Genomic DNA, 22,771 nt, shown 5'->3' on the forward strand with positions numbered 1-22,771 from the left:
TAGTACTTTTTATACGGCAAATGGGTATTTTATTGCCTCATGATATTGATAACCTTCCACTGTAAAATCATCAGTACTGACCCAAGTTTCAATATCTACTAGCGTTTTAATATTCGGGTTTATTTGTAGTGTTGGTGACTCAAACGGTTCACGTTTAAGTTGCACATCACGCATCAATTCCAGCTGATTTTCATAAATATGGGCATTTACAATTTTATGGTACGCCTTACCTGGTTTTAAACCACAAATCTGTGCCATTAAAGCAAGTAAAACGAAACACTGAATTTGGTTAAAATTAAGCCCTAAAGGCACATCACAACTACGCTGATAAGATGTTAAATAAAGCGTATCGCCCAACAGTGAGAATGTATGTGTGTGCATACATGGGCGTAGGCAGCCCATATCAAACTCACCAGGATTGTAAAAAGTTAAGATTTCAGCGCGATCATCAATGCCATTTTTAAGGTTATCAACAATCTTTTTAAGTTGATCAAGCGTTGTGCCATCTGGCTTTTGCCATGAACGACCTTGCACCCCGTAAACACGCCCCATATCATCTTCACCTTTACGGTGTGAATTATTAAGCCATGCACTATTTTCGTTAGCATTCGCGTTCCAGGTGTTACATCCAATAGCTCTAAATTGCGCGGCGTTATCATAACCACGTAAATAACCTAGTAGTTCGGCAATAGCCGCTTTATAAAAGCTTTTACGCGTTGTAATTAATGGGAATTTGTTGTTAGCAACATCGTACTCTAAATCAGCATTAACGACAGTTAAACAACGAATTCCCGTACGTTTATTTTCAACCCAATGGCCTTCATCAACAATACGCTGACATAACTCTAAATACTGTTTCATGCGTTACACTCTTTTTGTTGGCGCTTTACAGCCCAAATCATCAATCCTAAACCTGCTAATACCATTGGCAATGACAAAATTTGTCCTTGCGAAATTACACCGCCATAAAGGCCAATGTGCGCATCAGGCTCACGGAAGTATTCAACAATAAATCTAAAGAAGCCGTAACCAAATAAGAATAAGCCACCAATAACACCTTCAGCACGCGGTTTTCTATTCACAAACTGAATAATCGCAAAAAGCACTAAGCCTTCTAAAATAGCTTCATAAAGTTGTGATGGGTGACGTGCAACTGGCCCGCCGGTTGGAAAAACCATCGCCCAAGGCACATCTGATGCTCTGCCCCACAACTCACCATTAATAAAGTTACCAATACGGCCAAAAAGCAAACCTAAAGGCACTAACGGCGCAACAAAATCGCCAACGCCTAGTAGGGTTTTATTCTGTTTTTTAGCAAACCATGCAATGGCTGTAACAACACCTATTACACCACCATGGAATGACATTCCCCCTTCCCAAATTTTAAATAGGTAAAGTGGGTTTTCTAAAAAGTAACTGAATTGATAGAAAAAGACATAGCCAAAACGGCCCCCTAAAATTACACCTAACATGCCATAAAATAATAAGTCGCTGGTTTGTTCTTTTGTCCAACCACTATTTGGTTTACTTGCAGCACGTGATGCTAAAAATGATGCAGTAACAAATGCAATTAAATACATCATGCCATACCAATGCACCTTTAATGGCCCTAACTCAATAAATACTGGGTCAATATTAGGAAAATCCACTTATTTCCACCTTTCCTTTTAACTACTTAACATTCTAATAGCGACAATAACTAACAGTGCCGCAAAAATTCGTTTTATTATTTTAACAGGTAAATATTGCGCTGCTTTTGCTCCAAACTGAGCAAAAAATGCAGATGTTAATACAATGCCAAACAATGCAGGCAAGTACACAAAACCAATAAATCCTTCGCTTACTTCATGGTATTGTAAGCCCAAACTAATATACCCGACTACACCAAAAGTAGCGATCAAAATGCCACTCAGTGCAGCACAACCAATGGCTTTACGCATATCGAGTTTAAAGTGCGTCAAAAATGGCACTAATAGTGCGCCACCACCAATACCAACCATGCCTGAAATAGCACCAATTACGCTGGTACCAAGGGTTAAAATACTGCCATGCGGCAATACTGATTGCTCTTTTGGTTGATGCGGTAAAATCATCCGAATGGCAATAAAAATAACACAGCTAGCAAAAATTAATTGCAGCGTGTCATTACTAATCCCAGTAGCAATCACTCCACTCAAAAGTGCACCAATTGACACACCCACTAATACCCAAGGGGCAATTTTCCAAGGAATATTTTGATTGCGATGATGCGCAAAAGCTGAACTCGATGAAGTGAAAATAATGGATGCCAATGAGGTAGCAATGGCAACTACCATGGCTTGATCTTTTGGTACTAAATCAAGTGCTAACAATAAGTAGCTAAGCACAGGGACAATAATAAGTCCGCCGCCAATTCCCAATAAACCAGCCAAAAAGCCAACTAAACACCCGAGTGCTAAACAACTAAAAAAAACAATCGAAATATCAGACATGAATAACCTAGGTTTTAGTGGACGGAGCTAGTATACAGAATTTGGCTTAAATTGTGATGAATAATAAATTCACGTAACAATCGGTGAACTTGTTTTGCATTTTTAGCAGCTAAACACTCTTTTAATAGCAATTCCATATCGCTAGCATTAAGGCGCCTTAATACGTATTTCACTTTATTAATCGCACTTGGGCTCATACTTAAATCACGATAACCCATTGCCACTAATAAAAGTGCGCCCTCAGGATCCGCAGCAAGTTCGCCACACAAACTAAAAGGCAATTCATAGTCAATGCATTGAATGGCAATATCATTTAACACCCTTAAAATTGCAGGATGGTAACTGTCAAATAAATTAGCAACGCGTGAGTTAGTTCTATCTACCGCTAACATATATTGCGTTAAATCGTTGCTACCAACCGAGCAAAAATCAACACACTTAGCCCACTCAGGTAATAAGTAAACACTGGAAGGTACTTCTATCATAATGCCCACTTGCGGCATTTCTAATTTTCCCTGAGCCGGAGCCCACTCTTCTTGCAGTTCAAAAAAACCTTGCTGGATAAGGCGTTTCGCTGATTCCACTTCGTTTACATCAGCGACCATAGGCAACATAATTCTAAGATTACCTAAGCCCATATTGGCTTTGAGCATCGCTTTTACTTGCTCTAAAAACAGTTCAGGATGATCTAAGCTGATGCGAATACCGCGCCAGCCTAAAAACGGATTTTCTTCTGTAAAATTAAAATAACTTAAGGATTTATCACCACCAATATCCAGTGTACGCATGGTGACAGGTGCAGGATGATACGCGGCTAAAATCCCGCGATACCAAGCTTCTTGCTCTGTCTGGCTTGGAAACGAAGCTTGCTGCATAAACCATGCTTCAGTGCGGTATAAGCCGATTCCATCAAGGTATTTTGCATTAATTAAATCGTTTGATACTTCAAGCCCAGTATTGGCATACAAGTTAATTTCTTCACCATCAAGGGTCACAGCTTCTAACTGATATTCAGCATCAAAGGTATCGTGTAAACGCGCATCCTCACGCTTTAACTTGGTGTACTCATTAATTAGCGCCTTGCTCGGAGATATATATATTCGACCGGCATAAGCGTCTAGAATTAAATACTTTTCCGCAACATGCGAAATAGGTAACCCTGATAAACCCCATATAGCTGGAATGCCCATCGCACGCGTTAGTATTGATGCATGTGAATTTGCCGCGCCACTAATACTCACAACCCCGGCCAACATTTCTCTTGGTATTTCAGCAAGCATTGTTGGTGTTACCGTATCAGCCACTAAAATAATAGGCTCATCAAAATGGTGTTTCTTGTATTCACTATTTAACAGATGATGTAAAACCCTCAGACCAATATCTTGAATATCAATGGCTCTTTCACGAATATAGGTATCTTGCATCGACATAAACTGCGCAACAAGGGCTTCAATCACTAATTTTAGAGCGCTTTTAGCACACCAGCCTTCATGTATTTTTGCTTCTACTTGGTCACCTAAGCTTTTCGCTTCGAGCAACTGCTCGTAAACAGTAAACACAGCCAAAGTTTCTTGTCCAAGTTCAGAGTCTAGCTGAGCCGCCATGCGTCTAAACTCTTTGCGTGTTGTAATTACTGCATGGTGGAATAAACGCACTTGCTCTACATGGGCATCCGATTTCATTAATTCTAATTGGCTAAAATCGATACTTGGCGCAACTACATAAGCTCTTCCAAGGGCAATACCAGGGGCAGAGCTTAAGCCCTTCAAACAGGTGGTCTTTTGTTCTGATTCATCAAATTCAAGCAAATGCTGAATTTCGGCGTTGGCTAGTTGAGCTGCGAGTTGTGCAGATAATGTGACTAAAAAAGATTCTTCATCTTGACTAAACACTCGCGCTAGTACTTGCTGTACAACAATAACACCAAGGATTTTACCTTGATGCACAATCGGCACAGCTAAAAAAGCATTAAAACTTTCTTCATCAACTTCAGGTGCTAATTTAAAGCGAGGGTGGGATTTTGCAAATGCTAAGTTTATGGCCTCTTCACGTTGCGCTACAAGCCCAACTAAACCTTCGGTGAAACCAATTCTAAATTCGCCAACAGCATCTGGATTAAGGCCTTCAGTAGCCATTAATACAAAAGAATCTTGCGCATAATCTGCGAAATAAACCGAGCAGCAATCAGTGTTCATAGTGTTTTTCACACTTAAAACAAAACACTCAAGCGCCGCTTTTAAACTGGTTTGTTGCGACACTTTTTGCGCGATTTCTCGTAATGCTGTTAGCACAGTTACCTCATTTATTAACGCCTATGTCGCCAGGCTTGTTCTTTTTTATGAAATGGCATTGCATGAGGAGCAAATTCTTTCATCACTCGACGATACACATCTCGTTTAAATGAAACAACTTGGCGTACAGGGTACCAGTAACTCACCCAACGCCAATCATCAAATTCAGGATGATTTGTTTTCGATAAATCAACATCTTCGTCAGGACAACGCAACTTTAGTAAAAACCACTTTTGCTTCTGACCAATACATACTGGACTTGAATCTCTACGAATTAAACGCTTAGGCAATTTGTAGCGTAACCAGTGTTTTGAACTCGCGATAATTTCAACATCTTCAGGTTTCAATCCCACTTCTTCGTTCAATTCACGGTACATGGTTTGCTCGGCAGTTTCGCCCTGATCAACACCACCTTGTGGAAATTGCCAAGAGTGCTGACCGTATCGCCTAGCCCAAAATACCTGTCCCTGATTATTACAAATAACTATTCCAACGTTGGCACGGAACCCTTCGGCATCTATCACCCGCATGTGCCTCTTTTAATTCTTAATATAGCTCGATTGTTCCATAATCCTTACGTAACAGCAAATGAAAAACCAGCATATACTCAGCTTACCCACAAGTTGTGAATAAAATTATAAATAAACGCACATTTCTCAAACAAATCCACAATAGACTGTTATTTTCCATTAGTTCTCCACAGTTTCTGTGGATAACATTGTTTATATTTGTGTATTTAGTGCATAAATACATCACCAAACATCAAAGACCCGGCCATCAACACAAAATAAAACATTAAATTTCAATGAGTTATAAATATTTTTCCAGAAAAAAACACCACCCACAAAAAGCAGCACATTTTCTATACAAGCAATTCAACTTTTAAGGTTATTCAAGTAATCAATATTTGCTAAACTTAGCTTTTATTTTTAAATGCATTTTTATGAACAAGCCAAACGCCCCTAGAGACATTCCTGAGTTAATGATGCGAGTTAATACTATTGCAGGATTAACACTTGGCGAAATTGCTGCGCAATATGCATTTAAAACGCCTGAAAACCTGCTGAGAGAGAAAGGTTGGATTGGTCAACTGATTGAGTATGTGCTTGGCGCGACTGCAGCGTCAAAGCCTGAACCTGATTTTCCACATTTAGGCGTGGAGCTTAAAACACTGCCTATCTCTTACACCGGAAAACCCTTAGAAACCACCTATGTTTCAATCACACCTCTTACAAATCTCCATGGTGTGACTTGGCAAAATTCTGTGGTAAAGAAAAAGCTTTCTCACGTTTTGTGGTTACCGATTTTATCTGAGCGCGATCTCGCACCAACCGATCGTATTATCGGAAATGGTTTTTTATGGAAGCCCAGTCAGCAAGAAGAAGCCTTACTAAAAAAAGATTGGGAAGAACTCACTGAAATGATTGCCCTTGGCAATATTGAGCAAGTAAACGGGCATTTTGGTCAAGTACTGCAACTTCGCCCAAAAGCAGCAAACAGTAAAGCACTGACTCAAGCAATAGGCCCAAATGGCAGCGAGATTATGACCTTACCACGCGGTTACTACCTAAAAACCGAATTTACCAAGCAAATTTTAGCCAAGCAGTTTGGTGGTGGGTAAAAAAGCTTTTAGAGTTTAGGATTAAGAAAAAACCTGAAATCTGAAATCTGAAATCTGAAATCTGAAATCTGAAATCTACAAAATAAAAAACCGCTGTAAAAACAGCGGTTTTTTTAGCTACAAATCAAATATCAATTATTGACCTTTGATTTCGCTACGACCATTGTAAATCGCTTTTTCACCTAACTTCTCTTCGATACGAAGAAGTTGGTTGTACTTAGCAACACGGTCAGAACGACAAAGTGAACCAGTCTTAATTTGGCCTGCCGCAGTACCCACTGCTAAATCAGCAATAGTTGCGTCTTCAGTTTCACCTGAACGGTGCGAGATAACCGCTGTAAAGCCAGCTTCATGCGCCATTTGAATCGCTTCAAGTGTTTCTGTAAGTGAACCAATTTGGTTGAACTTGATTAAGATTGAGTTACCAATCTTTTCATCAATACCACGCTTTAAGATCTTCGTATTAGTTACGAATAAATCGTCACCAACTAGCTGTAGTTTGTCGCCAATCTTATCTGTTAGTACTTTCCAACCAGCCCAGTCGCTTTCATCTAAGCCGTCTTCAATAGATACAATTGGGTAACGTGCAGAAAGATCCGCTAGGAAGTCAGCAAAACCTTCTGAATCGAATACTTTACCTTCGCCTTTAAGGTCGTACTTGCCGTCTGTATAGAATTCAGATGAAGCACAGTCTAGCGCAAGCGTTACATCTTCATTCATTTTGTAGCCAGCAGCTTCAACCGCTTCAACGATTACAGCAAGCGCTTCTTCGTTAGATGATAAGTTAGGTGCAAAACCACCTTCATCACCAACAGCTGTGTTTAGGCCACGTGCACTAAGTACTTTCTTCAGGCTGTGGAAGATTTCTGCACCCATGCGAAGTGCTTCTTTAAAGTTAGGTGCGCCTACTGGCTGAACCATAAACTCTTGAATGTCTACGTTGTTATCTGCATGCTCACCACCGTTGATGATGTTCATCATAGGTACTGGCATTGAGAACTTACCCGGCGTACCGTTTAGTTCAGCAATGTGCTCGAATAACTCTTGACCTTTGTCTTGTGCTGCTGCTTTAGCATTTGCTAGAGAAACAGCTAGAATCGCGTTCGCGCCCAGTTTTTCTTTGTTTTCTGTGCCATCAAGATCAATCATGATGCCATCAATGTCTTTTTGCTGGTGAGAGTTTTTGCCGATTAAAGCGTCAGCGATTGGACCATTGATGAAATTCACCGCATTTAAAACACCTTTACCTAAGTAACGGCTCTTGTCACCATCACGAAGTTCTAATGCTTCGCGGGTACCCGTTGATGCGCCTGATGGTGCACATGCACGACCCCAAATGCCATTTGCTAAATGTACTTCAGCTTCAACAGTTGGGTTACCACGTGAATCCATTACTTCACGACCAATGACTTTTACGATTTCAGACATCTTATATCCTCTTTCCCATAAAGGTTGTTGTGCTAAGCCTGTGAAGGGTTCAAAATCACAGGCAGTTTAAATAAAAAAGCCGCGACATAGGTCACGGCTTAACAATTACTTTTCGTCTTTTTGCGCAGCGAACGCCGCACCCACGAAGCCTTCAAATAAACGATGGCCATCGCGAGGAGTTGAAGTAAACTCCGGGTGGAACTGTGCAGCCACAAACCACGGGTGATTTGGATGCTCAATCATTTCCACCAGCTTCTTATCTTCCGATAAGCCTGAGAAAACAAGACCAGCTTTCTCTAGTTGCTCAACGTAGTGGTTGTTCACTTCGTATCTGTGACGGTGACGTTCGAAAATTTCTGGCGCGCCGTATACTTCACGTGCTTTAGTGCCTTCAACTAAGTGACACTTTTGCGAACCTAGACGCATTGTACCGCCAAGGTCTGACTCTTCAGAACGTTGCTCAACGTTACCTTCTTTATCTAACCACTCAGTAATTAAACCAATTACTTTATGTTCAGCGTCTGCATCAAACTCAGATGAGTTCGCGCCTTCAAGGCCTGCAACATTTCGTGCAAATTCAATTAGAGCAACCTGCATACCTAAACAAATACCTAGGTATGGTACTTTGTTTTCACGTGCGTATTGTGCCGTTAAAATCTTACCTTCTACACCACGACCACCAAAGCCGCCCGGAACTAGAATACCGTCAAGACCAGCTAAAACTTCAACACCTTTTGTTTCAACATCTTGTGAGTCAACATACTTGATGTTTACTGTTACACGATTTTTAAGGCCTGCATGCTTTAATGCTTCGTTTACTGATTTGTAGGCATCTGGTAATTCAATGTATTTACCAACCATACCAATTGTCACTTCACCATTTGGATTTGACTCTTGATATAGCACTTGTTCCCACTCAGAAAGGTCTGCTTCAGGTCTTTCAATGTAGAAACGACGACATACTAAATCATCAAGACCTTGCGACTTAAGCAGCGCAGGAATTTTATAAATACTGTCGACATCTTTTAATGAGATAACTGCTTTTTCTTCAACGTTAGTGAATAACGCAATCTTTGCACGCTCATTTGGTGGAATTTGACGATCAGAACGACAAATTAGAATATCAGGTTGAATACCAATCGAACGTAACTCTTTTACAGAGTGTTGTGTTGGTTTAGTTTTAACTTCACCTGCAGCACCAAGGAAAGGTACTAGTGTTAAATGCATGTAAAGCGCAGATTCACGTCCTAATTCAGTACCTAATTGACGAAGTGCTTCAAGGAAAGGTTGTGACTCAATATCACCTACCGTGCCGCCTACTTCAACAATTGCAATATCATAACCTTCAGCACCATCAAGTACACGACGTTTGATATCGTTAGTAATATGTGGGATCACCTGAATAGTAGCGCCAAGGAACTCACCACGACGCTCTCGACGTAATACGTCTTCAAAAACACGACCTTGCGTAAAGTTATTACGCTTAGTCATTTTAGTGCGAATAAAACGCTCATAGTGACCTAAATCTAGGTCAGTCTCAGCACCGTCTTCGGTAACAAATACTTCACCGTGCTGGATAGGGCTCATAGTGCCAGGATCAACATTAATGTAAGGATCAAGCTTTAGAATCGTAACGTTAAGACCGCGCGCTTCTAAAATAGCAGCTAGTGACGCTGCAGCAATACCTTTACCCAAGGAGGAAACAACCCCGCCTGTAACGAAGATAAATTTTGTATTCATGTGAACCCTAAGATGTCAGGAATTAATAGACAATATTGCCGTTAAAGGCAATCAACAAGACGGGAAAACATTATACTAAAAGTTGCCATTTTGCTCAAATGAAATTTACGCTTTCTCAAGCTTTTTCACTCGCTGCCAAACTGCTTCCATTTCTTCAAGGGTTGCTTCTTTCATCGGTTTGGATTTAGAGATTGTTAATTCCACTTGGTTAAAACGGCGAGTAAACTTGTTATTTGCATTGCGCAGCACGTGTTCTGCATTAAAACCAGCATGGCGAATTACATTCACCAAAGCAAACATCAAATCACCAAGCTCTTCTGCCAACTTTTCATCAGGCGCGTTTGTTTCAAGCTCTTCGCGTACTTCTTGAAACTCTTCTTCCACTTTATCAAGCGCCCCTGTTATTGAGGGCCAATCAAAGCCAACGCTCGCAACTCGTTTTTGAATTTTTTGCGCGCGCGATAATGCAGGTAATGCATGGGGAATATCATCGAGAATATTCACCAACGTTTTTTGCTTGCGTTCACCCGCTTTTTGCGCTTCCCAGTTTGCTTTCAATTGCTCTTCTGAAAGCACTTCTTCGTTCGCAAATACATGCGGATGACGGCGTACTAATTTATCGCAAATAGCGGCAACCACATCGTCAAAATTAAATAACTGCTGCTCTTTCCCAAGCTGCGCATAAAAAACGATTTGAAATAGTAAATCACCCAACTCGTCTTTTAATTCAAGAAACTGCTCATGCTCAATACATTCTGCCACTTCATATGCTTCTTCAAGGGTATGCGGCACAATTGACGCAAAGTCTTGCTTTAAATCCCAAGGACAACCGCCGTCAGGGTCGCGGAGCTTAGACATGATATTTAGCAAAATATCGATATTGTGACTTTGGCTCATAGTGCTCTCTATGTTCTAACCGCTGAAAAAACATCATCCACTTGCGATAGCTTAACAAGTAGTTTGTTCATTTGATCGATGTTACTAATTTCGACTTTCATTTCAAAAATCGCAATTTGTCGCTCGTTATTAGTTTGCAAATTCATGTTCAGTACATTGGTTTTTTCATTGGCTAGTACAGAAGAGATATCACGCATTAATCCTTGACGGTCATTTGCCTCAATGCGAATAGTTACCGCATAGTGCTCGCACACTTCATCAGCCCAACTAACATCAATAAAGCGCTCTGGAAACTGACCACGTAAATGTTCTAACTGCTCACAGTCACTGCGGTGCACAGCAATACCACGCCCTTGGGTGATAAAGCCTTGAACACTGTCACCTGGCACAGGCTCGCAACACTTGGCAACATGGCTTAGCAAACTACCTACACCTTCTACCACAATTCCGTTTTTATCACCTTTACGCGGTTTGGTTGATTTGCGGAATTTTGGTAATTCATCGTCCTGTGGCAAATGTTTATTTTGCAAAAAGTTAATCAACTGATTTATGCGAACATCAGCTGCACCCACAGCTACTTGTAAGTCTTCAATTGAATTCAAGTTAAAACGCGTTAATGCCGGTTTTAAATCTTTGGTTTGTAAATTAAGCTTTGCTAGTTCAGTATCAAGTATTTCTTTACCTGCAGCTAAGTTTTTATCTCTGTCTTGCTGCTTAAACCAATGGTGAATTTTAGAGCGCGCACGCGATGATTTTACGTACCCTAAAGATGGATTTAACCAATCTCGACTTGGGTTCGGCTCTTTTTGTGTAAGAATTTCAACTTGGTCGCCAGTGTGAAGTTCATGAGTAAAAGGCACAATTTTGCCAAATACTTTGGCGCCAATGCAGCGGTGCCCTACATTTGAATGAATATAGTAGGCAAAATCAAGTGGTGTTGCTCCAGTTGGTAAATCTAGAATATCGCCGCGCGGTGTAAACACATATACACGGTCTTCAACCACTTGGTTTTTAAGCTCTTCAGCAAACTCTTCATCGTCAACAACTTCTTCTTGCCATTGCAGCAGTTTTCTCAACCAGCTAATTTTTTGCTCATAGCCCGAGTTTTTACCAGGCAGTGAACCTTCTTTATAAAGCCAATGGGCAGCAACACCAAGCTCTGCATCTTGGTGCATGGCTTCGGTGCGAATTTGTATTTCAACGGTTTTACCTTCTGGGCCAAACACGACCGTATGAATAGATTGATAGCCATTAGCTTTTGGCGTGGCAATGTAATCATCAAATTCTTTATTGAGATGACGCCAGTTGGTGTGCACAATACCCAGTGCACCGTAACAATCTTGCAGTTCGTTAACCACCACGCGCATTGCGCGAATATCAAAGAGCTGATCAAACTCGTAGTTTTTATTTTGCATCTTCTTGTAGATGCTATAGATGTGCTTTGGACGACCGTACACTTCAGCTTCAATACCCGCATCAGCCAATTTAGCTTTAACCAGCGCCACCATATTGCTCATATAACTTTCGCGTGCAATACGCTTATCATCGAGTAATTTGGCTATTTCTTTGTATTTTTCTGGGTGAAGATAACGCAGTGAAAGATCTTCAAGCTCCCACTTTAATTGGCCTATACCTAAACGGTTCGCCAGTGGTGCGAATATATTGTCGGTTTCTTTTGCAGCAATAACGCGCTCTTCTTCGCTGGCATTTTTAAGCTCGCGCAGTAGGCACACTTGCTGTGCCAATTTAATCACCACCGCGCGCACATCTTCTACCATTGCTAGTAACATGCGGCGGATATTATCGATTTGTGTACTGCCCTTACCTTGGAAGCTTAACGCACCAAGTGCTGCCATTTGCTTAACACCCGTTAACAGTTCAACCACTGATTTCGAAAAATGTTTAGCTAGGTGTTCTTTGTCTAATTTTTTACTCAAATACAAAGGAGTTAAAAATGCTGTTAATAGAGTTTCCGCATCCATATTAAGTTCAGCAAGAATTTCGACAATTTCCTTGCTGGCAGGCAAACTCGCTTCAAACTCACTTTCTAGCTTTTTTTGCTCACAAAATGCTAGGCAATAGTCATAGGCTCGTTCAAGCTGCTCTTGCTTCTCATGACTTAATGCAAGCATTTCTAACCAAGCATTAAAGCTCTCTACATTAGAAAGTAAGTGAGATTGCCTAATGGATACCATGTCTATTAATTCTCCTTTTCAAACAGTGCCATCGTTTCAATATGGGACGTATTAGGAAACATATTCATTAATGAAATTTTACTCACTTTAAAGCCCGCATTAATTAATAGCTTGCTGTCGCGTGCCATCGTTACCGGATCGCATGCAACATAAAGTACACGAGAAAAACGCTTTAATTTAAGTTGAGTTAGAATATCAAACGCCCCCATACGCGATGGGTCTAGCAATAGTACCGAATACTCGCGATTAAACCAGTCTTGCGTCTTAATATTTTCAGTTAAATCCTGACAATAAAATGCCGCATTGGCCAATTGGTTTTCTTGAGCATTGTGTTTTGCCAGCGCAATAGCTGATGCAACACCTTCTACACCAACCACGTTCTTACACTGAGTTGCGAGCGGTAAAGTAAAGTTACCCACACCACAAAAAAGGTCTAATACAGTGTCTTCTTTTGTTACATTAAGCCAGTTAAGTGCTTGCTTAATCATGGTTTTATTTACATCTGCATTTACTTGAATAAAGTTATCAAAGCCAAAAAACAGTTTTAACTGATAATCATCAAGTAGGTAATACGGTATTTCTTGACTATCAAAAAGCCCTTTATCGCTATTCAGCACTAACTGCCATTGATGTTCAAGGCACATGGTTTGTAGTTGCTTAATATCACTGTCTTTAAGGGCTTTAGTATGACGTACGATTAAATAATTTCCGCTTTCAACCGAACATAACTGTAAATGTGAAATCGAATCACCTCCTTTTAATTGAGGTAATAGCGACCTTACCGCACTGAAAACAGCTTGCCACGGCTTAAGCAAAACATCGCACTGTGAAATATTGATTATTTTTTTTGATTGTTTTTGACGATAACCAACTAAAAATTGATCTTTTTGTTTGTCGTAAATAACCGCAATACGACCGCTGCGACGATAATGAACGGGCTCACTCGTTAACGGTTTTTGCCATGGTAAATTAGATACTTCAGCAAATTTTTCGAAGAGCTTGTTCACAGCGGTTTGCTTTTCTTGCACTTGCTGCTCGGCGTCTAAATGCTGTAATTGGCAGCCGCCACATTGTTCATAATGCTGGCAAAAAGGCGTTACTCGAAAAGCGCTTGGCTCAAGTACTTTTACCGTTTGGAATTTTTCAAACTTACTTTTATTTGAAAGTTGTTTGGCTAATACGGTTTCGCCAGTTAATGCCCCTTCAACAAACACCACTTTTTTATTATGACGGGTAACCCCTAACCCCTCGTGATTCATTGAATCGATAGTAAATGTTTGTTTCTCTTGTGAAAGCTGCTTTTTCTGTGGTTTAAAAAACCTTGCCACTGCTATTAACCCTATAAATTGTTTGCCTAATACCGCTTTAGTCTTTAACCTTACCTATTAAGTGTCATAATAAATTATTATAACAATTGCACCCGATGAGTAGATTTGGTTTAAGAGATTGGATAATACTATTAACTTTAGTACCCACTTTAGCGGTTGGTATTATCCTTGGCAGTTATTTTACCTTAACTCGCTACCAAGAGCTTAATGATTTTCTTACAGAACAAGGTCAAACCATTTCTACACCTTTGGCAAAAGCCATTGAGCATGCACTTAATGAAAACAATGTTGCCGAGCTAAAAAGTGTCATCAGTGACACCCACAATCAACATGCACCCTTAATAAAATCTATTGTTTTGTTTAATGCAAACCATCAACTGATTTTAACCAGTAACTATTACCCTGAAATTGAGCAATTTAAATTTGAAAACGGCAATGCTCTACCCTCACAACTGCACATTAAGCAACTAGACAACAGCCTTTTATTTTCACTGCCAATTTTCGATAAAAACGCACTTTCAAACGAAAGCTTGTTAATTTCTCAAGATTTACCAATAAAAGCTTATGTAAATGTTGAAATAAGCACTGATCGCGCCGTAATTGCACGGCAAAGCGCAATGTTGTTTAGCATAATTATGATTAGCCTTGCTATCGCAATTGCTTTAGTTATTGCGTTTCGTTTTTCAAATCGATTAAGCGACCCAATCAAAAAGCTAGTGTTCGCTGTTGATCAACTTAAAAGCGGGCAACTTGAAACCGACTTACCGCAGCGCATGACAGGCGAATTTGAAATTTTACGTCGCGGGTTAAACGATATTGCAGAAAACATGGTCTCGCAAAAAGACGAAATGCAGCGTCATATTGACCAAGCGATTAGCGACTATCGCGAAACATTAGAGCAATACGAAACGCAAAACATTAAATTAAACTTTGCTAAACGTGAAGCTCAAAGAGCGAATCAGGTTAAATCAGACTTTCTGGCAAAAATGAGTCACGAACTAAGAACCCCGCTCAATGGTGTAATTGGTTTTACTCGTCAACTGTCAAAAACACCGCTCAATAAACACCAAAAAGACTACTTAGACACCATTGAGTTTTCAGCGAAAAGCTTACTTACTATCATCAGTGATATTTTAGATTTTTCAAAACTTGAAGCAGGTGCAATGGAACTTGAACATATTCATTTCCAACTGCGCGACACCATCAACGAAGCTCTCACCCTATTAGCGCCAAACGCCCATGACAAACATATTGAACTCTCACTTTATGTGGCTGAAGGAATATCGGATCATGTAATAGGCGACCCAACACGCTTTAAACAAATATTGATTAACCTTATTAGTAATGCCATTAAATTTACCGAACATGGTAGCGTCACGATAGATGTCACAGGGCGCAAAATTGATGATTACAAACAAGCACTGCTTATTTCAGTAAAAGATACTGGTATTGGTATTGATGCAAGTAAGCAAGATTCATTGTTTTTGGCCTTTGGTCAGGCTGACTCAAGTATTACCCGTAAGTTTGGTGGCACCGGTCTTGGCTTAATTATTACTAAACACCTTGTTGAGGCAATGGGTGGAAAAATTTCACTAAACTCAGCCATCGGTAAAGGTAGTTGCTTTACCTTTAATGCTGAACTTGAAATTCCAAAACATCAGTACGCAATCGATTTACCTCTCGCACCACTTGAGCAAAAGCGCATTCTCTTTTATGAGCCTTTTGAACACAGTTTTGAAGCTGGCTGTGAGCTATTTGAAAGTTGGCAATTAAATGTAACCCCTTGTGCCACGCTTGGCGAACTAGAACAAGCACATAATCAGGCGTTTAATTTTGATATTGGCTTACTGGCCATCAATATTGACCCAAACGATTTGCAATCATGCCGCGATATAATTAAACGCACACGTGAAAAATGCGATTATTTATATGTTTTAGTGAATACCATTTCACACAGTTACCGTGAAGTTGTGATTAATGCTGGCGCCGATGCGTGCTTGTCTAAACCTATGAACCATCGCAAACTTTGCCACACTTTAGCAGCGCCATACCGCTTAGATCACCCAACGATTAGCACACCAACGAACAGCAAAGAGAAACTGCCGCTTAAAGCGTTAGTCGTTGATGATAATGATGCTAACTTGCGTCTAATGTGCGCACTGTTACAAGACAAAATAGAAAGCTTTGATACAGCTCACAATGGCGCACAAGCGGTTAGTCTTGCTAAAAGCCGTAAGTACGATGTGATATTGCTCGATATTCAAATGCCAATTATGGATGGCGTAACAGCATGCAAACTCATTTTAGAGTCATCTCTTAATGAACAAACGCCAATTATTGCGGTAACTGCGCACGCACTTGCCAGCGAAAAAGAGTCGCTGTTAAGCAATGGCTTTACCAGCTATCTAACTAAACCTATCGATGAAGAAATTTTGATGAAAACCATCGCTGAGTTTGGTTCAAAAGATTATCAACCTAAAGTGCAACCAGCTAAACTAATAAGTAGCGAGCCACCTTTTGAAAGTACCATGATTGACTGGCAGCTGGCGTTACAACGTGCTGGCGGCAAAGAAGATCTCGCAAATGAAATGCTGAGCATGTTGTTGCTTAGTATTCCCGAAACACAAAAGTTAATTAGCGAAGCGTTTGGTGATAATGACAGTAAAGAGCTATTAAGTATTATCCATAAATTTCATGGTGCCTGTTGTTACACTGGCGTGCCCAAAATCAAAGATCTCGCAGAAACCATTGAAACTGCGCTAAAACAAGCACAAGCACTTAAAAACATCGAGCCAGAAATCTTTGAACTGCAAGATTGTTTATCGGGATTGATGCAAGATGCAGGCGCAATTCAGAGTGTGGAGTAAGAGTTTACCGTTCAAGCAGAATGAAGATTTTGACGGGTACTTTTGAGTTAAATCTCTTCTAAATCATGGAATAAGCAAAGCAATGTCGCTGTTTTTAAAAACAGCGACAAGCAAAATTTAGCTCTGTACTAAGCTAAAACTCAAGGCTAGAAAGCTTACATTCTCGCTTCTAACATTAAGCGCTTCATATCTGAAACCGCTTTTGCTAAGCCATCAATCGCTGCGCGGGCAACAATTGCATGGCCAATATTAAGCTCATAAATTTCTGGAATGGCTGCGATTGGTTTTACATTATGGTAATGCAAACCATGGCCAGCATTAACGGTTAAACCAAGGCCTGCTGCGTATTTACAGCCTGCAGTGATACGCGCAAGCTCTTCATCACGGTCTTTATCGTTTTCAGCATCGGCGTAAGCACCCGTGTGAATTTCAACAAACGGCGCTTTTACGCGGGCACATGCATCTAACTGCGCTTCAATTGCATCAACAAATAGCGATACTTTAATACCTGCTGCACTTAGCTTTGCTACTGCATCTGCTATTTTTGCTTCGTTGCCAATCACGTCTAAACCACCTTCGGTAGTAAGCTCTTCACGCTTTTCTGGCACTAAACATACGTATTCTGGGTTTACTTCAAGCGCTATACCTATCATCTCATCGGTAACGGCCATTTCTAAATTCATACGTGTTTGAATGGTTTTTGCCATCACATATACATCACGATCTTGAATATGACGACGGTCTTCACGTAAGTGAATAGTAATACCATCTGCACCTGCATGCTCTGCAACCGTTGCCGCATGGGCAGGATCTGGAAATTGTGTGCCACGAGCTTGTCTTAACGTAGCGATATGGTCAACATTGACCCCTAATAAAATCTCTTTCATATTTTAAGATCCAAATAATTCTCTGCTTTTCAGCTGTTTATATCCTAAAAGCGGATTAAGTAAATAGCGCGCCAGTTGCTTTGCCAATGTGCGGGTTAGCTTATCAGAAAAATCTAACTGTGCAATTTGTTGAATTTGTTTGCCACTTAAGCCTCGCTTACTGCCCTTCAGCGAGAGCCAACCGAGCTCATTTTGGTACTGATAATACGTTTCATCTTGCAATTCAGAGCCATGGGCATCAAAAGAAAAATCAAGCCCAACACCAAGTGCTTCTAACAATTGAAATTCGTACGAACGTAAAATAGGTTCAAAGTCTTCGTCAGTGGCTAACTGCGTTAAATGTTGGTGGTATAACTCATAAATGTCATCGAGTGGTTCGTTAATCGGGGTTAAACGTGCGGTAAGCTCGTTGAGGTAAAAACCGCAATACAAAGCTTTATTTTTGAGTGCAACAAGGCTCTCTAGCTCGTATTGGTTTAAGTATTTAATATCGCCTTTGCCAGCATATTGTACGCTAAGACGACTAAATGGTTGTAGGTTAGCTTTTTGTTTGATGCTGTTGCGCCCTTTGATACGGGCTAACAAGCGAAGATGACCAACACCTTGTACCAATAGGTCCAACATTAACTGCGAGTCGCTAAATGGCCGAGAATGCAGTAAATAAGCTGGCACAAAGTGTTGCATTGATTAGGCCTTAGTCTTCACCATAGCCTAAGCTGCGAAGTGCGCGTTCATCATCAGCCCAACCTGATTTCACTTTCACCCAAAGCTCTAAAAACACTTTGTTATCAAGCATGCTTTCAAGGTCTTTACGTGCTTCACGGCCAATCACTTTAAGCTTTTCGCCTTTATTACCAATGACCATGCGCTTTTGCGTTTGGCGCTCAACCAAAATTAGGCCGTTAATTTGCCAAACACCGTTATCCATCCATTTAAACTGTTCAATTTCTACAGTTACTGAATAAGGTAATTCATCGCCCATAAAGCGCATTAGCTTTTCACGAATGGTTTCCGCCGCCAAAAAACGCATTGAGCGGTCGGTTACGTAATCTTCAGGGAAGTAAAACTCACACGCAGGTAACGTGTTGTGAACGTGTTGTTTGATTTGCTCAACACGTTTGCCGTGCTTTGCAGAAATTGGGATCATATCAAGGAAATTACCTTTCGTTGCTAACCACTGCAAATGTGGAAGTAACTCTGCTTTTTCCTTAACATTATCTTCTTTGTTGATAGCAAGAATGACAGGCACACCACTGCCCATCACCTTAGTGAGTACCATCTCGTCGTCGTCTGTCCAACGGGTACCTTCAACGACAAAAATAATTAACTCAACATCACCAATAGAACTGGACGCTGCTCTGTTCATTAAGCGGTTAATTGCACGCTTTTCTTCACTGTGCAGACCCGGTGTGTCAACATAGACCGCTTGGTATTTACCCTCTGTATGAATACCCATAATACGGTGACGTGTGGTTTGCGGTTTACGTGAAGTAATACTTACTTTTTGCTCAACCAAACGGTTTAGTAAAGTTGATTTACCTACATTTGGGCGACCAACAATCGCAATCATGCCACAATGGGTATCAATTGGTGCATCTAACAGTTCTTTATCAAGCGTCATCTTTAATCATCTTCAATGCAAGCTCAGCTGCTTTTTGTTCTGCTTTACGACGCGAACTTCCTTTAGCTACTACTTGAGGTTTATTCTCAATTAAGCACTCAACCGTAAATACTTGGTTGTGCGCTTGGCCTTTAGTATCAATTACATTATAGCTAGGCAAAGGGATCTTGCGGGCTTGCAGATACTCTTGCAGCAAGGTTTTAGGGTCTTTTTGATTGTGCCCAGGGGTAATTGCTTGTAAACGCGTTTGATACCAGTTAAGTACTAATTCGCGACATGTTTCAATGTCTGAATCTAAAAATACAGCACCTATAATTGCTTCAACGGCATCCGCAAGCGTTGATTCGCGGCGGTAACCACCACTTTTCAGCTCACCTGGACCTAAGCGAAGAAAATCGCCTAGTTCAAATTCCACACCAAATTCTGCCAATGTTTGGCCACGCACCAGCGTAGAACGCATGCGGCTTAAATCGCCTTCACGGGCTTTTGGAAATTGATGATACAAAGCATCAGCTATAACGAAGCTCAAAATCGAGTCACCTAAAAACTCAAGGCGCTCATTGTGAGCACCTCGGTAACTTCTATGGGTCATTGCTTGCTCTAGCAAGCGAACGTCGTTAAAGCTGTAACCTATCTTCTTAAATAATAAGTTTACGTCTTTAGTCATTATTAACTTTTACAAGATTATTGAATTTTGCCAAGGCGTTCAAAACGCACACCAGTTGGCACCCAAGACGGTAATAAACTGTCTTCGTCTTCTGAAAAAGTAAAGCTCATCCAAATAAATACGGCTTTACCTACTAAATTTTCTTTTGGTACAAAACCCCACACACGGCTATCTTGGCTGTTATCACGGTTGTCACCCATTGCAAAATAATGGCCTTCTGGTACACGCCACTCATCTTGTGCCGTCCCCGCTTGCTGATAATAGCGACCTGATAATTCAGGCATTGCAGGGTTAATTAAAATATCGTGTTGAACACCTGAAAGTTGTTCAGTAGCACGAATTTGTGGAATTCCCGCAAGGCTAAACTCACCTTGGTTTACTAGCTCACGTTCCATTTTATTAAACTGACCACAGGTTAAACCTTGGCTGTCAGTTTGGCCTGCTTCACATTTAGGCTTAATGTAAATTTCCTTATTACGATAAATAATGGTATCGCCCGGTAAACCAATTACACGTTTAATAAAGTCAATTTTATCGTCTTCAGGATATTTAAATACAAATGGGTCTCCACGCTCTGGCGTGCCTACATCCATCAATTGCGAGCGCCAAACTGGGTCTTTAACACCATAAGAGTATTTTTCCACCAGAATGAAATCGCCCTTTAATAAGGTTGGCATCATTGAACCTGATGGAATTTGGAACGGTTCATACAAAAACGAACGGAAAATTGTAATGGCGGCTACCATAGGAAAAATCGACTGCGCCGTTTCAGCAATTGAATGCTGTGGTGCAATCTGTTCAATCACATCATCAGTTAATGGCACTTGGCTTGAGCCCTGTGCGATAGCAATGCGCTCTTTACGCTTTGGCGCGTAAACTAAGTGATCAATCAACCAAATCAGGCCAGAACCTAAGGTCAACAATACAAGGAATATTGAAAAATAACCCGCCATGTAACTAACTCCTTACTTACCCACTTTCAAAATGGCTAGGAAGGCGTCCTGAGGTACTTCAACATTACCTAGTTGTTTCATACGCTTTTTACCTTCTTTTTGTTTTTGTAATAGCTTTTTCTTACGTGATACGTCACCACCGTAACACTTCGCGATTACGTTTTTACGAAGTTGTTTAACAGTTGTACGTGCAATTACGTGACCACCGATAGTTGCTTGAATCGCAATATCGAACATCTGACGCGGAATAAGCTCTTTTAATGCTTCCGCTAATTGACGACCGCGTGATTGTGACGCTTCGCGGTGACAAATAATTGCCAGTGCATCAACACGGTCGCCATTGATAAGAATATCAACGCGCACCATATCGGCTGGTTGGAAATGCTTAAAGTTGTAATCAAGTGACGCAAAACCACGGCTGGTTGACTTCAACTTATCAAAGAAGTCCATCACCACTTCACCCATTGGTAATTCGTAAGTAACAGCAACTTGCTTACCGTGATAAGCCATTTTTGTTTGTACACCACGTTTTTCAATACATAGCGTAATTACATTACCAAGGTATTCTTGTGGTACTAGAATATTCGCTTCAACAATTGGCTCGCGGATTTCGTCAATGTTACCAACTGGCGGTAACGCAGACGGGTTATCGATATGAATAACATTGCCGCCCTTCTCAACAATTTCATACACTACCGTAGGTGCGGTAGTAATAAGATCCATGTCGTATTCACGTTCAAGACGTTCTTGGATAATTTCCATGTGTAGCATACCCAAGAAGCCACAGCGGAAACCAAAACCAAGAGCGGTTGAATTTTCTGGTTCATAGAATAACGACGCATCGTTAAGGCTTAATTTTGACAGTGCATCACGGAAACTCTCATATTCATCAGATGAGATTGGATACATACCCGCGTAAACTTGCGGTTTGATTTTTTGGAAACCTGGCAGTGGACCATCAGCTGGTTCTCGTTGAAGCGTGATAGTATCACCTACCGGTGCACCGTGAATTTCTTTAATACCAGCAATAACAAAACCTACTTCACCCGTTCTTAAAATACCGGTGTCAGTTTGTTTTGGTGTGAAAATACCCACTTTATCAACAATATGAACCTGACCATTTGACATGATCTGGATTTTGTCGCCTTTTTTCAGCTCGCCGTGTTTAATACGAACAAGTGATACAACGCCCTGGTATGGGTCAAACCATGAATCGATAATCAGTGCTTGTAACGGCTTTTCAGGGTCACCTTCTGGCGCAGGGATATTTTTAACAATATCTTCAAGTACCGCATCGATACCTAAACCTGTTTTTGCACTACACTGAGTTGCACCCGTAGCATCAATACCTACGATATCTTCAATTTCTTCTGCAACGCGGTCAGGATCAGCTTGTGGTAAATCAATCTTGTTTAGAATTGGTAAAACTTCTAAATCCATTTCAATTGCTGTGTAGCAGTTAGCAACAGTCTGAGCTTCTACACCTTGACCTGCGTCTACGACCAATAATGCACCTTCACACGCAGCTAACGAACGTGATACTTCATAGGTAAAGTCAACGTGTCCTGGAGTATCGATGAAGTTTAACTGATAAGTTTCGCCATCATTTGCGGTGTAGTTAAGTGTTACACTTTGCGCTTTAATGGTAATACCGCGCTCACGCTCAAGATCCATTGAATCCAACACTTGCTGTTGCATTTCGCGATCAGATAAACCACCACAAACTTGGATTAAACGATCGGATAATGTCGATTTACCGTGGTCAATGTGGGCAATAATAGAAAAATTACGAATGTGCTTCATAT

At 40.7% G+C, this 22,771-nt stretch carries 18 protein-coding genes; 2 read left to right on the forward strand and 16 right to left on the reverse strand.

Annotated elements, in window-relative coordinates:
* Positions 1–9: 9 nt before the first annotated feature.
* Genes AAEU29_RS06090 through rppH form a run of 5 tightly spaced genes read right to left on the reverse strand, consistent with a single transcriptional unit; the run spans position 10 to position 5,286 of the window.
* A complete protein-coding gene (locus AAEU29_RS06090; RefSeq protein WP_421972489.1) occupies positions 10–861 on the reverse strand; it encodes a thymidylate synthase in 852 nt (283 codons plus the stop codon).
* Entirely contained in the window at positions 858–1,649 is a 792-nt protein-coding gene (gene lgt, locus AAEU29_RS06095; RefSeq protein ID WP_421972490.1) for a prolipoprotein diacylglyceryl transferase, read from the reverse strand. The genes AAEU29_RS06090 and lgt overlap by 4 nt, the downstream gene beginning before the upstream one ends.
* Before the next feature lie 18 nt (positions 1,650–1,667).
* On the reverse strand, positions 1,668–2,471 hold the full coding sequence (locus tag AAEU29_RS06100; protein ID WP_421972491.1) for a sulfite exporter TauE/SafE family protein: 804 nt from the start codon (positions 2,469–2,471) through the stop codon (positions 1,668–1,670).
* 14 nt (positions 2,472–2,485) lie between these two features.
* Positions 2,486–4,762 carry a phosphoenolpyruvate--protein phosphotransferase gene (gene ptsP / locus AAEU29_RS06105; protein ID WP_421972492.1) on the reverse strand — a complete coding sequence of 759 codons (2,277 nt, stop codon included), beginning with the start codon at positions 4,760–4,762 and terminating at the stop codon, positions 2,486–2,488.
* A gap of 14 nt (positions 4,763–4,776) precedes the next feature.
* A complete protein-coding gene (gene rppH / locus AAEU29_RS06110) occupies positions 4,777–5,286 on the reverse strand; it encodes an RNA pyrophosphohydrolase (protein ID WP_274761166.1) in 510 nt (169 codons plus the stop codon).
* A gap of 419 nt (positions 5,287–5,705) precedes the next feature.
* Between rppH and mutH the strand changes: the two genes are divergently transcribed.
* Complete coding sequence (gene mutH, locus AAEU29_RS06115) at positions 5,706–6,383, forward strand: DNA mismatch repair endonuclease MutH (protein ID WP_274761164.1); 678 nt, start codon at positions 5,706–5,708, stop codon at positions 6,381–6,383.
* A gap of 135 nt (positions 6,384–6,518) precedes the next feature.
* Here mutH and eno read toward each other — a convergent pair whose 3' ends face one another.
* The 5 genes from eno to rlmD all read right to left on the reverse strand — a co-directional run bounded on the left by eno (position 6,519) and on the right by rlmD (position 13,971).
* Positions 6,519–7,811 carry a phosphopyruvate hydratase gene (gene eno, locus AAEU29_RS06120; protein WP_421972493.1) on the reverse strand — a complete coding sequence of 431 codons (1,293 nt, stop codon included), beginning with the start codon at positions 7,809–7,811 and terminating at the stop codon, positions 6,519–6,521.
* A gap of 105 nt (positions 7,812–7,916) precedes the next feature.
* The gene (gene pyrG, locus AAEU29_RS06125; RefSeq protein WP_421972494.1) at positions 7,917–9,551 is read right to left on the reverse strand and encodes a CTP synthase; all 1,635 of its coding nucleotides are present in this window, start codon (positions 9,549–9,551) and stop codon (positions 7,917–7,919) included.
* 105 nt (positions 9,552–9,656) lie between these two features.
* Positions 9,657–10,448, reverse strand: coding sequence for a nucleoside triphosphate pyrophosphohydrolase (gene mazG / locus AAEU29_RS06130; protein WP_421972495.1), 792 nt, complete (start codon positions 10,446–10,448; stop codon positions 9,657–9,659).
* Positions 10,449–10,456: 8 nt separating this feature from the next.
* Positions 10,457–12,643 (reverse strand): GTP diphosphokinase, encoded by a 2,187-nt coding sequence (gene relA / locus AAEU29_RS06135; RefSeq protein WP_421972496.1) that lies wholly within the window; start codon positions 12,641–12,643, stop codon positions 10,457–10,459.
* A 5-nt stretch (positions 12,644–12,648) separates the two neighbouring features.
* Complete coding sequence (rlmD, locus tag AAEU29_RS06140) at positions 12,649–13,971, reverse strand: 23S rRNA (uracil(1939)-C(5))-methyltransferase RlmD (RefSeq protein ID WP_421972497.1); 1,323 nt, start codon at positions 13,969–13,971, stop codon at positions 12,649–12,651.
* Between the two features lie 95 nt (positions 13,972–14,066).
* Between rlmD and barA the strand changes: the two genes are divergently transcribed.
* Entirely contained in the window at positions 14,067–16,838 is a 2,772-nt protein-coding gene (gene barA, locus AAEU29_RS06145) for a two-component sensor histidine kinase BarA (protein ID WP_421972498.1), read from the forward strand.
* A 155-nt stretch (positions 16,839–16,993) separates the two neighbouring features.
* Here the strand turns inward: barA and pdxJ are convergent, their stop codons facing one another.
* Genes pdxJ through lepA form a run of 6 tightly spaced genes read right to left on the reverse strand, consistent with a single transcriptional unit; the run spans position 16,994 to position 22,769 of the window.
* Positions 16,994–17,725 (reverse strand): pyridoxine 5'-phosphate synthase, encoded by a 732-nt coding sequence (pdxJ, locus tag AAEU29_RS06150; protein WP_421972499.1) that lies wholly within the window; start codon positions 17,723–17,725, stop codon positions 16,994–16,996.
* A 3-nt stretch (positions 17,726–17,728) separates the two neighbouring features.
* Complete coding sequence (recO, locus tag AAEU29_RS06155; protein ID WP_421972500.1) at positions 17,729–18,409, reverse strand: DNA repair protein RecO; 681 nt, start codon at positions 18,407–18,409, stop codon at positions 17,729–17,731.
* Positions 18,410–18,419: 10 nt separating this feature from the next.
* Positions 18,420–19,346, reverse strand: a complete 927-nt coding sequence (gene era / locus AAEU29_RS06160) for a GTPase Era (protein WP_421972501.1) — start codon at positions 19,344–19,346, stop codon at positions 18,420–18,422.
* Complete coding sequence (gene rnc / locus AAEU29_RS06165; protein ID WP_010560767.1) at positions 19,336–20,013, reverse strand: ribonuclease III; 678 nt, start codon at positions 20,011–20,013, stop codon at positions 19,336–19,338. The genes era and rnc overlap by 11 nt, the downstream gene beginning before the upstream one ends.
* Before the next feature lie 17 nt (positions 20,014–20,030).
* Complete coding sequence (gene lepB / locus AAEU29_RS06170) at positions 20,031–20,966, reverse strand: signal peptidase I (protein WP_421972502.1); 936 nt, start codon at positions 20,964–20,966, stop codon at positions 20,031–20,033.
* Between the two features lie 12 nt (positions 20,967–20,978).
* The gene (lepA, locus tag AAEU29_RS06175; RefSeq protein WP_421972503.1) at positions 20,979–22,769 is read right to left on the reverse strand and encodes a translation elongation factor 4; all 1,791 of its coding nucleotides are present in this window, start codon (positions 22,767–22,769) and stop codon (positions 20,979–20,981) included.
* Positions 22,770–22,771: the final 2 nt, after the last annotated feature.

The organism is Pseudoalteromonas aquimarina (assembly GCF_049257255.1).
Lineage (GTDB): Bacteria > Pseudomonadota > Gammaproteobacteria > Enterobacterales > Alteromonadaceae > Pseudoalteromonas.